Raw genomic sequence first — 12800 nt, 5'->3', positions numbered from 1 at the left:
TTTGCTTAATAGTTATAATTATTGCCTTTAAGCTTATGCTGTTCTGTAACGAGCAACCCAAGTTTTTAAAGCATCTTCACCACCTTCAGCACCTACTTCAGCTTGTTTTTGCCAGTCTGTAGTATTAGTATTTTTAAAAATTGGCCCTGCTTCTGCAAGAATTTCTTCAATTTTACTACTTTCAACTTTCGCTAAATCAGCATACGTTTTTATACCGTTTTTATTGAAAACACCTTCTAATTTAGGTCCAATTCCGTGAATGATTTTTAAATCGTCCTGAGCAGTATTCTTAATGGCTTTTTTAGTTTCTTTTTTTACGGCTGCTACTTTTTGTTTTCCAGCTACTATAACATCAGCAACTTTTTCAGTTCCTTCGTTTTTGATTTCTTTTACTGTTTCTTCAGCAGTTGCTTTGACAGCTGCTACTTTTTTAGCGGTTGTTTTTCTTACAGTTGTAGCTTTTTTAGCTGTTGTCTTTTTAGCAGTTTTTACTTTTGCTGTACCTTTAGCTTTTACTTGCTTAGTTGTTTTTTTTGGAGTTTTAGCTTCTTCAACTAACTCTTCACCTTTATGAAGTATTTTTTGAGCTTGTTCTAAAACATCTTCTTTAACGTCATTAAATTTAGCAACGCTCATTTTTTTGATGTCTTCAGTAGTTTTTTCAACTTTCTTCACCATTGGGTTTTTCTGAACCTTATCTGCGATACCTCCAGCAACATCCATTACTTTTTTGCTCACTGGATTTTTCTTAGCAAAGTTCATTGCCTTATCTATAACTGATGCGTCATAACCTACAAGATCCATCATTCTTTCAGCTCCAGAATTTACTTGGCTTTTTACAGCAGTTGCCGTTTCAAAAACCATATTCATTTGCTTAGTTCTAACTGGCTCAGACTTCTTCATTAACTTAGAAGCTAATTTTTGCCATTTCTCACCATTTTCAACAGTTGTATTAATTGCTTCCATAGATGCATTAACTAATCCTTTATTTACTTTAGAAACTGTAGATATTTTATTTGAAACTTTAGGAGTTACTTTCTTCGATATCTTTTTAGTTACTTTTTTTGCTTTTGTTGTAGTTGCCATATTATATAAACTTTAATGTTGTGTTATTGATTTTGATACAAACATACAATCAGTGAGTTACAGATGAGTTGCAGTTGTTTGATTTTTAATTATTTACGGATAATTTTTTTCTTAACGCTTTCTAATACGTCAAATACTAAATCTTGTTGCGATGCACTTATCTGTAAACTTCTCTTAATAATGTTACTAGAAAAACCGATACATTTTTCTGCCATTGAAAATGATTTAGTAAATGCTTTTTCAGTTGTATTTAAAGCGACATTATTTGCTTTTGTGGCTATGCCTAATACCGTTGAAGTTGTGGTTTCTACGATTGATTTATTTGCTTTTTTAGTTGCCATTATAAATTGAATTTAAATACTTGTTATTTTGTTTGTTGCAAACTTACTTTGAGTTAGTTGCAGTTGAGTTGCAGTTAAAATTTACATCAAAAACCAATTTCACGGTTCTTTTATTTTAATTACGATACAAACATACTATCAGGTAGTTACAGATGAGTTACACAATTAAAAATAGAAGTAGATACTATTAAATGAATATTTGAAACTCCCTTATATTAAGGATGTTTTAGAAGAAATGTATATGTAAAGTCTTAATAGAAATATTAATTAGGCAATCGTTTCAATTTCTTTCAGTAGTTTCTTGGTAGCAGGAAGTGGAGAAATCCCGAATTCTTCATCAAGTACATTGACACATTTTTGATATGTTTTAAGTGCTTGTGGCCTATTTCCCTTATGAATGTAGGCTTGCATTTGTATGCGGTACGCATCTTCCCAAGTTGCGTCAATTGAAATGGCCTGTTGTGCTAGGCGAACACTCTCCATTGGGTTTTCTTCAACTAAAAGTTCAGCTAGATTTACAAGTCCTCCTAAGATTAAAATTTGGACTTTTTCTCTTTCTTCTGTAGACCAATCTTCAAATATTCTATTTGGTAAATAAGAGCCTTGATATAATTTAATAGCGCATTTATAAGCTTCTTTAGCAATGTCTAGATCTTTTGCTAAAGCTTCGTTTCCAAGAATGATATACTTATCGAGTACATCAACATCAATACAAATTTCATTTAAATCTAATTGATAGGTAACGCCTTGTCGTTGTAAATAAATGGGTTCAGTCCTTGATGGTCTGTTGGGTTCAAGTGCTTTGTTTACGCCGTGTAATGCAACTTTAAAATCACGGTCGTCAGCATCTTCCCATAATTGCTCCATAATATGTTCCTTGTGGAGTGCGTGTCTATTACGATAAGAAATAAGGTATTGTATTAACTGCAAGGTTTTATCCCGTCCCCATTCCTTATTGCTCACTTTCTCGCCATTACGCCACAACACAAACTGCCCTAAGGTTTGAAACCTTATAGGAGCTGTTTCTTCAAAGTGTTTAAGTGCCGCCAATTGCGAAACGAGATCAGCCATTGAAAATTATTTCTTGGTTGTTTTAGTTGTTTTTGCCTTAGCTGTAGTTTTCTTTACTACTGCAGGAGGTTTTTTTATTGCTGTTTTTCTTTGAGCGGTAGGCTTAGGAGCTGGTTTAGTAACGTCCATTTCGTCTACTTTTTTAGATAAAGCAGCAACCGATTTGGTTAAGGAACTTAAAGATTCTTTAATTTCTTGAAAATCAGATTTTGAAGCGCTACGCCATTCGTCAAGAGGTACTTTTTCCATTAACTCTTCACCATATTCACTTATTTGATCTTGAATAAATGCAACTTGCTTTCGCGGATCTTTTAAGGTGTCCTTTAATAATTGTGGACCCGTTGCTGCAAATGTTTTAAAAAGGGAAAAACTTTTAGATAAAATCCCCTCTTGCTGTTCTCGAGATTTATGTTTGGTAGCTTCTTTAGTCAGTCCTTCTAAATGTTGCTGTATAAAAAGCACAGCATCGTTAAAATCAGTAAAATTGGTGTCTTCACCACCTTGTACGTGTGAGACGTTACCGCGCCATTGCACTTTAGATTCCCCTTTCTCTTCGTAAATTTTTTGATTAAACCGAACCATAAAGGATGCGGTTTGAGCTGCTTTTTTTGTCATAATGTAACGCTATCTAATTTTATATAAAGATATAAATTTTTAGCTTGTTTAGTTTCTCTTCAAAAATGTCACTTAAAATAATTTAACACAGCCTTAAAGTACTATGCGTGCATAATAAATAGTATCTTGTAGCTTTGCACTCATTTTACACACCAATGGAGAATAAATATATCATTGCATTAGATCAAGGCACTACAAGCACTCGCAGTATTCTGTTTGATGAAGAAGGTAATATTGTGAAAATTTCGCAAAAGGAACTTACACAGCATTATCCACAATCTGGATGGGTAGAACACGATCCCGAGGAAATTTTTCAGCATCAAAAAGAAACATTACACGAGTTATTTGAGACTTCTGAAATCCATCCCAGTAAAATAAAAGCAATTGGAATAACCAATCAACGTGAGACAACTGTAGTTTGGGATAAAAATACAGGAGTTCCTATTTATAATGCAATAGTTTGGTTAGATAACCGTACAAAAATGTTCTGCGGAAATTTGAAATCCGAAAAACTTGACCAATATATTCAGGAGAACACTGGGCTTGTTTTAGATGCTTATTTTTCAGCAACAAAAGTTCATTGGATTTTAAATAATGTGTCAGGCGCCAAAGATAAAGCAGAAGCCGGTGACTTGTTATTTGGAACAATTGATAGTTGGTTAATCTATAAATTCACTAATGGAAAAAGGCACGTAACTGACCATACTAATGCGTCACGAACTTTATTATATAATTGTAAAAAGTTGCAATGGGACGATTATTTATTGTCGGTTTTTGATATCCCTAAGTCGATGTTGCCAGTGGTGCAATCTTCATCATCAAATTTTGGGAGTATAGAAATACAAGATGTTTCAATTCCTATTTATGGAGTAGCGGGTGATCAACAAGCGGCACTTTTTGGGCAAGGCGGATTTGAAAAAGGCATTGCAAAAAACACCTATGGGACAGGATGTTTTATGCTTTTAAACACTGGAACTAATTTTATAAAGTCTACCCACGGATTATTAACAACCATAGCGTGCAGTATTGAAGAAGAAGAAATTCAATATGCATTAGAGGGGAGTATTTTTATTGGAGGGGCTTCCATTCAATGGCTGCGTGACCAAATGAAGCTTATTTCAGAAGCAAAACAAACCGAAGCTATTTGTAATAGTATTGAGCCATTAGAGGATGTTTATGTAGTTCCGGCATTTGCAGGATTGGGTGCTCCACATTGGGATGGCCAAGCTAAAGGAGCAATTTATGGATTGACATTAGATACTGGGAAAGAGCACATAATCAAAGCAACTGTTGAGGCGCTTGCTTACCAAACAATGGATGTGCTAAAAGCGATGGAGCAGGATGGAAAAATTGCTCTTAAAAAATTATTAGTGGATGGCGGTGCAAGTGAAAATGGCTACTTAATGCAGTTTCAAGCTGATATTCTTAACGTGTTAGTGGATAAGCCAAAAATGATTGAAGTGACTGCTCTTGGTGCTGCTTTACTAGCAGGAATAAAAGCAAGAGTTTGGACAAAAATGGATATTCAAAAACTACGCAATAACGATGTAATTTATGCTCCTAGTATGGAAGCTAAACAACGAAATAATAAGATTGCAGGATGGCAAGATGCTATTTCTAGAACTAAAACAACGCGCTAAATATGAATGCTTCACGTACATTTTCTAGCCTTCAAAGAGAAGCGCAATTACAGCGGTTGCAATCCGCTAAATATGATTTAATTATAATTGGTGGCGGTGTCACGGGTGCAGGAATTGCACTTGACGCAGCTTCACGCGGACTCAAAACCTGCTTAGTGGAGAAGAACGATTTTGCGTCTGGGACAAGTAATAAATCTACAAAGCTTATTCACGGCGGACTTCGGTATTTAAAACAATTTGAAATTGGATTAGTTAAAGAATCTGGTCGTGAGCGTGCAACGGTTCATAAGTTAGCGCCACATTTAGTGATTCCAGAAAAGATGTTATTACCACTCACAAAGGATGGTGTGTATGGAGCATTTTTAACTTCAATAGGTTTAAAAGTGTATGATATCCTTGCAAATGTAGAAGGAGATGATCGTCGTAAAATGCTTGATAAATCCGAAACGTTATTAAAGGAACCTTTATTAGAGGAATCAACATTGTTAGGTGGTGGCTATTACTCAGAATATAGAACGGATGATGCGAGATTGACCATAGAATTATTAAAAACGGCTCATACCTATGGTGCTGAAATTATCAATTACTGTGAAATGACTGATTTCATTTACAGTGAGAAAAACAAAGTAAAAGGAATCACCTGTGTTGATCATAATACGGGAGCTAAATTTATTATTAATTCCCGAAGGATAGTTTCGGCAGCTGGACCTTGGGTAGATAAATTGAGAAAGAAAGATGGTCCTTTAAACAATAAGCATTTATACTTAACAAAAGGGGTGCATTTAGTGTTTCCGAATAAAAAATTACCCGTAAAACAATCCGTTTATTTTGATGCTCCGGATGGTCGAATGTTATTTGCAATCCCTCGTGGAAAAGTCACGTATGTTGGTACAACGGATACACCTTATAATGGCTCACTAAATAGAGTTGTAAGCACAAAACAAGATGTAGCCTATATTTTGCAAGCAATAAATGCCACTTTTAAAACCTGTAATGTTACAATAGACGATGTTCAATCTTCTTGGGCAGGATTGCGCCCTTTGATCCATGAAGATGCCGCATCACCGTCAGAATTATCAAGAAAAGATGAAATTTTTGTGAGTGATAGCGGGTTGATTTCAATAGCAGGAGGGAAGTTAACCGGATACCGAAAAATGGCACAAAGAGTGAATGCGAAGGTTTTGAATACCATGAAAAAGAAGCATAAATTGAATGTAACGGGGTCAATTACAAGAAATATCCCGCTTACACCGCTCGCCTTTAAATCACTAGAGGATGTGGACGCATTTAAAAAGGTGTTAAGAAAAAAACTATTGATTGAAGGCTATGACAGTGCTTATACCATAGAATATTTAACATCAACCTATGGAAGTCAGGCTAATAAAATTATTGAAAAGCTATCTGACTTTAAAGGGGTGCAATTAGAAGAAAAGCTGCTTCTTGCAGAGTTATGGTACAGTATTAATTTTGAAATGATGAATAGTCTTCCTGATTTTTTTGTTCGTAGAACTGGACGTTTGTTTTTTGATATTAGCAGTATTTATGACTATAAAATAACGGTATTAAATTATTGCATTGACCAATTACAATGGGATTCAAAGAGAGCAAAACAAGAAATGAAAGCGCTCGAGCTTTTAATAACCGATGCGACTACTTTTTATGAAAAAGAGATACTATAGTGGTCTTATTAGTTGTGCAGTATATTTATTTTTTTTATTTTTAAAAAACTTAAAGGACAGCACCGCTTTATTTTAAGGTTATGACTCCCCTCTTAGTATACTGCTAAACAAAAACATCTTTAATTATGAGGACACCATTCGCGCACCATTCGCGCACCATTCGCGCACCATTCGCGCACCATTCGCGCACCATTCGCGCACCATTCAAAAAACATTTAATATACTTTTTATCGCTTTCTGCGGTATGACGGTTAATGCACAAGATACGGTAACATATAAAGTAGAATTTAAAGAAGGGCAAAATATACAACTTCTTAATTCAACAACTAATAATGATAATACACTAAGTATTACAACTGATAGGTCAAACTTAAATACTTTTTTAGCCGGTAAGCCTTTATATAGATTTGAAAAAGCCTACCCGCTATTTACAACCCCTAGGTTACAACGTATTTATTTAATGGAGGTGCCTGTAAGTTATAATATTACCTCTTTTAGCCAACGGAGTGATGTTACACAATTAACTCCTTATGAAGAATCCATTCCATTATTACTGTCAAATACAGAACCTAATGATTATATTGAGAATATGCAGGAGGATAGGCCTAATCCTTCACTCGATCTAATTAAAGCACCACTCGCTTGGTCTATTACTACCGGAGATCCAAATATTTATATAGGTATTGTAGATGCAGGATTTTTAGAAACACACGAAGATTTACAAAACAAAATTATTAGTAATATTGATGATGTTTCAAACTCTAATTTATCATGGTTAAAACATGGTACCCAAGTTGCAAGTGTTGCCGCTGGAGATACTAATAACGGTTTAGGAATGGCAAGTATTGGTTATAGTTCTAGTCTTATTACAGCAGATATGCATTTTGGTTTTTTGAATAGAGTAAAGGAAATTTCATTGATACCTGGAGTTAAAGTAATTAATTGCAGTTGGATTGAAAGTTGTACTTTTGATGCTGATAATGCTTTAGGATATCAAGAAATTTTAGATAGTGGGGTATTAGTTGTAGCAGGTGCTGGAAACGGTACGCAGGGGAATAGTTGTGGAACAGATAGCCACGGTTATGCTTATCCAGCCTCTTATGATGCTGTTATTTCAGTAACTAGCGTAGGTTCTCGAAATGATATTGATGAGTATCATAATTTATTAATACCTGGAACAGATGATAATTATTGGGCACAATCGTGGAAAGATCATCATTTATATAAACCTGCACAACATCCAGATGAATCTGCCACACATAATGATAAAGTTAATGTAAGTGCCCCTGGTATTTTAGTTCAATTAGCCTCAATAGCTCCGGACGGGATAACAAATATTTATGAATATGGCGCAGGTACCTCAATGGCCGCACCATTCGTTTCTGGTTTAGCAGCTTTAGTTTTTGCTGCAAACCCTAGCTTAACCGCTGCTGAAGTTAAAGCTATTATTGAAAGTACTACAGATGATATATATCACATTCCTTTAAATCGTAATACAAATCCTGACTTAGACTTATTAGGTAAATTAGGCACAGGACGTATAAATGCTTTTAGAGCGGTGAAGACTGCAAAATGTTCTGAGTATAGTCCACCAGAAAAAGATTGGGCGATGCAAAACTCACGGTATGATATGTTTTTAGAGCCAGATACCTATACTGATGAAATATTACATCAAAGCGAGGATATTTGGGTTAGAAATAGTAATGATGGACAATTAATACAAACGCATCAAAATCCAGAATATGATGCCGTCGATCCCAATTATGCATATGTAGAAATTACTAATAATAGTTGCTGGGAAACAGAAGAAGATACAAAAACACAAGTAACATTGTATTGGGCAAAAGCAAGTACATCATTAGCTTGGCCTGATAATTGGGATGGGACTACAACAATGACTGATCCAGTAACAGGAGCTACTATAGAGATGGGCGGTGTTGTTGGTACTATGACGATACCTAGTTTAAAAATAGGACAATCAAAAATAGTAGAATTTCCATGGATGATTCCTAATCCTGATGACTATGTAAATATTAATCCACATCCTTGGCATTTTTGTCTATTAGCTAGAATTACCTCGACTGATGATCCTATACTATTTTCAGAAACTTCTTATATACCTGGTAATGTAAGAGAAAATAATAATATTGTTTGGAAAAATACGAGCATTGTAGATTTAAAAACAATGACCAATGCTACTACAGGAGGAGTCATTGCTATTGCAAACACTGATAATGTATCTAGAAATTATATTTTAGAATTTAGACCAAAAGCAAATGAACTAGGGAAACCTTTACATGAAGAGGCTGAAATAACGATCACTATGGATTCAAGTTTAAATACTGCTTGGGAAAATGGAGGAGAATTATCACAACAAATTACTTCTCAAGGGTTTACCAATAAAAAAATAGTTTCAGGGTCACTAGCGCAATTTCAAAATATACAATTGGCTCCTGGTGAAATTACTACAGCGTACATAAGCTTCAATTTTTTAACAGAAGAACTCACTAATAAGAGAAAGTTTGTCTATGATGTATTGCAACGAGATGCAATAACCAATGAAATCATAGGAGGAGAAACTTTTGAAATACGTAAAGATGATCGACCTATTTTTGCTGCAGATGCAGGGGAGGATAAGGAGATTGAAAAAAATGAAAGCGTTACCTTAAGTGCTGCTGAAATAGATGATAGTGCTACCTATAATTGGTATGATCCAGAAGGTAATCTTATTTATACAGGGAGTAATTTTACAATATCACCAGATGTTACTAAAAAATACAAACTAGAAATAATAAGTGATGTAGATGGATTAAAAGATTATGATGAGGTAGAGGTAAAAGTAAATCCATATAAATTAGAGTCTATAAGCCCGAACCCTGTAAGTGCTAATGCAACTGTCATTTATGATGCAGAATTAGCAAACTCTGCTTATTTACGTATAGTCCATACCAACTCAGGCACTGAATACAACTATATTTTAGACATATTAGAAACTTCACTTACTATAGATACTAGTTTATTTGCAACAGGCTCCTATGTTGTTGCCCTAATTTGCAACGGAGAATTCCAGACGTCTAAAATTTTAGTTAAACAATAAATCAAGCCTCATGAGAAATTTAATCTTATTAATATTTATAGTCATTTTTTCTACAACAATAAAAGCTCAAGAGTCAGATTTAGTTGATACATTCTGGTATTTAAGAGAAATAAGTATAGATGGAACAGTTATTACTCCGCCAAATAATGATGAATTAGAAACACCTTTTTTGGAGTTTTTATCAGTAACTAACGGTTATACGTTAGTTACTTGTGTTTGTTATTGTGGTGCAACCAATTTTGTTCAATTTGGAAATGATTTTATTCAATTTGATGGCATGTCTTTCCTCATTACTGATGATTGTGATATGTCTGAAAATAATATCTTCCAAGATATATATTTTGTTGAATTTTTTCAAAGTGAAATGGCAGCTGTTAGTGACCCTATTGGTTTCGATATACTAACAGACAGTGACGGTAACAAACAACTCACGCTCACCAACAGTAATGGTGATATTGCCGTCTATGGCGATCAGTTATTAGGTATTGATACGGCTACGGTAAACTCTTTTTCAATTGCAACAAACCCAGTAAATGAAACATTGAGATTAATACTGCCAGATTCAATGAAGAAAGGCACAATCAAAATTTATGATTTGAATGGAAAGTTGCATTTTTCTGCTACTACTTCTAGTCTTAAATTTTCAACAGATGTATCTAGTTTGAATAGTGGGATGTATTTAGTAGAAGTAGCTGATGGAGATAGGAAAAGTATTAAAAAGTTTATAAAGATCTAGCTAGAATATTATATAAACTGAGGGTGGTCTTATTAATTTAAATATAAGAAAACACTAAAGCCTAATCACTGTTTAGATGATTAGGCTTTATTAATATTGTTAATCAATTATAGCAATTGGTTTTTTATCATCGCCAATCGCAACAAAAGTAAAGAAACCAGTTACTGCTTTACTACGCTCATAGCTGTACATATCTTCCATAAAAATATCTACTTGTACAACGCAGCTAGTACGACCTACTTTTGTGACTTTTGCAACTAACTCAACAATAGATCCTTGTGGAATAGGGCAGGTAAAATCTATTTTATCTGTAGAAACGGTAACTACTTTTTTACGGCTAAAACGAGTTGCGCAAATAAACGATGCTTCGTCCATCATGTGCAATGCAGTACCGCCAAATAGAGTGTCGTAGTGGTTTGTAGTATTAGGAAATACCGCTTTAAAGATGCGAGTTTCACTACGTTTTATTAAAAGCTCTAATTTTTCCATCACGTATTCTTGTTGGTAATTATGGTGTATTTATTACACAAATTCGGATAAAGGTTTAAAGTATTAAGCCGTATTTTTGCATTTCAAAGATACTATTTATGGCTTCGGAAATATTACAAAAATTACAATGGCGATATGCGACGAAAAAATTTGATTCGTCTCGTAAAATTTCTGATGAAAAGCTGAACATTTTAAAAGAGGCTTTCAACTTAACGGCAACCTCTTATGGATTACAACCACTTAAAATGGTGGTAGTTTCAGACAGTGAATTGAAAAAGAACTTAGTGCCATTAACGATGAATCAAGTTCAGGTGGAAGATTGCTCGCATGTTTTAGTGCTTTGTACTGAAACTAAAATGAACTCCGCTTTCATTAAAAAATATTTCGATAACGTGGTGAAAACTAGAAATACACCTCGCGAAATCTTGCAGCCATTTGAAACATTTTTAACTACTGATTTTGATTCTAAAGATGCTTTAGAAATTAATACTTGGATGGCAAAACAAGCATATTTAGCTTTAGGGAATCTTTTAACTGTTTGTGCACTAGAGGAAATAGATGCTTGCCCTATTGAAGGATTTAGCCCATTAGAATACGATTCTTTTCTAGGATTATCTAAAATAGGGTTACAGTCGGTTTTAGTGCTAACAGTAGGTCATCGTGCTGATGATGATATGTTTGCAACTATGAAAAAAGTACGTCGTGGTGTTGAAGACGTAATTATTTCAATGTAGTGCGATATTATTTTTAGCTAAACTAATTTTTGGATAGCTATTGACTCAATAATATAAAACGAAATTATTTTTAATTAATAATTTACGTAGTCGATAATCTCAAGACCATAGCCTATCATTCCTACGCGTTTTTCTTGAACGCTATTAGATACCAATCTAATTTTGTGAATACCTAAATCATGAAGAATTTGTGCTCCAATTCCAAAATCTTTCGCATCCATAGCAATTGATGGTGCTTTTGAAATTGAATCTGCTTTTTGCGACTCTCTAAGTTGGCGAAGTCTCGCTAAAAGATTGAAGGATTGACTTTGTTGATTGATAAATACTAAAGCGCCTTTTCCTTCGTCATTAATAACCTTAAACATTTGATCTAATTTAGCATCATTGTTTTTTGTCAACGTTCCTAAAATATCATTATTCACTAAGGTAGAATTTACACGAACCATCACTGGCTCATCAGCTTTCCAAGACCCTTGTGTTAAGGCAATATGGATTTGGTCGTTAGTAGTTTGCTTGTAAGCTCTAAGTCTAAACGGACCAAAGTTTGTATTTATATTAAAGTCTTCTTTTTTCTCTATTAATGAATCGTGTTCCATTCTGTAAGCTACAAGCGCTTCGATAGAAACTAGTTTTAAATCGAATTTTTGTGCAACTTCAACAAGGTGTGGAAGTCTTGCCATTGTTCCATCTTCATTCATTATTTCAACAATAACACCTGCGGGTTGGAAACCAGCTAAACGTGCAAAGTCAATTGCAGCTTCAGTATGGCCTGTTCTTCTTAAAACTCCACCATCTTTAGCTTTCAATGGAAAAATATGCCCAGGTCTGCTTAAATCATAAGGTTTTACTGTTGGGTCAATTAATGCTTTAACTGTTTTTGCTCTATCTCCTGCAGATATACCAGTTGTAACACCATTTCCTTTTAAGTCAATAGAAATTGTAAAGGCAGTTTCCATAGGATCAGTATTGTTACCTACCATCATTTCTAACTGAAGTTCTTTACATCTACTTTCGGTAATAGGAGTACAGATTAATCCACGACCATGTGTTGCCATGAAGTTAATCATTTCAGGGGTTACCATTTCGGCTGCTGCTACAAAGTCACCTTCATTTTCACGGTCTTCATCATCGACAACGATAATTACCTTTCCCATCTTTATATCCTCAATGGCTTCTTCAATGGTATTTAATTTTATTTGAGTCCCGTTTGCAGTAGTTAGCATAGTTATTCTTTTTTTTGCAAAGATACGGAAATTGTGATTTTATATCACGAGATTTTAAGAAGAGCTTAGTCGTATTTAAGTCTTAAAAT

The 12800-nt window shown here is 34.4% G+C and carries 11 protein-coding genes; 5 read left to right on the top strand and 6 right to left on the bottom strand.

Annotated features, from left to right (window positions below):
- Positions 1-33: 33 nt before the first annotated feature.
- The 4 genes from GBH57_RS11535 to GBH57_RS11520 form a co-directional block, all read right to left on the bottom strand.
- On the bottom strand, positions 34-1086 hold the full coding sequence (locus tag GBH57_RS11535; protein ID WP_151674644.1) for a helix-hairpin-helix domain-containing protein: 1053 nt from the start codon (positions 1084-1086) through the stop codon (positions 34-36).
- A gap of 89 nt (positions 1087-1175) precedes the next feature.
- Positions 1176-1427: a hypothetical protein gene (locus GBH57_RS11530; RefSeq protein ID WP_151674643.1), complete on the bottom strand. Its 252-nt coding sequence runs from the start codon at positions 1425-1427 to the stop codon at positions 1176-1178.
- A 267-nt stretch (positions 1428-1694) separates the two neighbouring features.
- Positions 1695-2498, bottom strand: a complete 804-nt coding sequence (locus tag GBH57_RS11525) for an AfsR/SARP family transcriptional regulator (RefSeq protein WP_151674642.1) — start codon at positions 2496-2498, stop codon at positions 1695-1697.
- A 6-nt stretch (positions 2499-2504) separates the two neighbouring features.
- Entirely contained in the window at positions 2505-3113 is a 609-nt protein-coding gene (locus tag GBH57_RS11520) for a hypothetical protein (RefSeq protein WP_174844035.1), read from the bottom strand.
- A gap of 155 nt (positions 3114-3268) precedes the next feature.
- On the opposite strand from GBH57_RS11520, the gene glpK reads away from it, so the two are divergent.
- From glpK to GBH57_RS11505, 4 genes are all read left to right on the top strand, one after another.
- Positions 3269-4753 carry a glycerol kinase GlpK gene (glpK, locus tag GBH57_RS16255; RefSeq protein WP_162851993.1) on the top strand — a complete coding sequence of 495 codons (1485 nt, stop codon included), beginning with the start codon at positions 3269-3271 and terminating at the stop codon, positions 4751-4753.
- Between the two features lie 2 nt (positions 4754-4755).
- Entirely contained in the window at positions 4756-6432 is a 1677-nt protein-coding gene (locus tag GBH57_RS16250; RefSeq protein WP_162851992.1) for a glycerol-3-phosphate dehydrogenase/oxidase, read from the top strand.
- A 244-nt stretch (positions 6433-6676) separates the two neighbouring features.
- The gene (locus GBH57_RS11510) at positions 6677-9529 is read left to right on the top strand and encodes a S8 family serine peptidase (RefSeq protein WP_151674641.1); all 2853 of its coding nucleotides are present in this window, start codon (positions 6677-6679) and stop codon (positions 9527-9529) included.
- Positions 9530-9539: 10 nt separating this feature from the next.
- Positions 9540-10265, top strand: a complete 726-nt coding sequence (locus GBH57_RS11505) for a T9SS type A sorting domain-containing protein (protein ID WP_151674640.1) — start codon at positions 9540-9542, stop codon at positions 10263-10265.
- A 99-nt stretch (positions 10266-10364) separates the two neighbouring features.
- On the opposite strand, the gene GBH57_RS11500 is transcribed toward GBH57_RS11505, so the two are convergent.
- The gene (locus GBH57_RS11500; RefSeq protein WP_151674639.1) at positions 10365-10754 is read right to left on the bottom strand and encodes an acyl-CoA thioesterase; all 390 of its coding nucleotides are present in this window, start codon (positions 10752-10754) and stop codon (positions 10365-10367) included.
- Between the two features lie 98 nt (positions 10755-10852).
- On the opposite strand from GBH57_RS11500, the gene GBH57_RS11495 reads away from it, so the two are divergent.
- Positions 10853-11488 carry an NAD(P)H-dependent oxidoreductase gene (locus tag GBH57_RS11495; RefSeq protein ID WP_151674638.1) on the top strand — a complete coding sequence of 212 codons (636 nt, stop codon included), beginning with the start codon at positions 10853-10855 and terminating at the stop codon, positions 11486-11488.
- Between the two features lie 74 nt (positions 11489-11562).
- On the opposite strand, the gene ribB is transcribed toward GBH57_RS11495, so the two are convergent.
- Positions 11563-12711 carry a 3,4-dihydroxy-2-butanone-4-phosphate synthase gene (gene ribB / locus GBH57_RS11490; protein WP_151674637.1) on the bottom strand — a complete coding sequence of 383 codons (1149 nt, stop codon included), beginning with the start codon at positions 12709-12711 and terminating at the stop codon, positions 11563-11565.
- Between the last annotated feature and the right edge of the window lie 89 nt (positions 12712-12800).

The organism is Patiriisocius marinus, from assembly GCF_008974325.1.
Classification (GTDB): domain Bacteria; phylum Bacteroidota; class Bacteroidia; order Flavobacteriales; family Flavobacteriaceae; genus Patiriisocius; species Patiriisocius marinus.
Note: the sequence above shows the minus strand (reverse complement) of the source record. Positions and strands in the feature narration are given on the sequence as shown.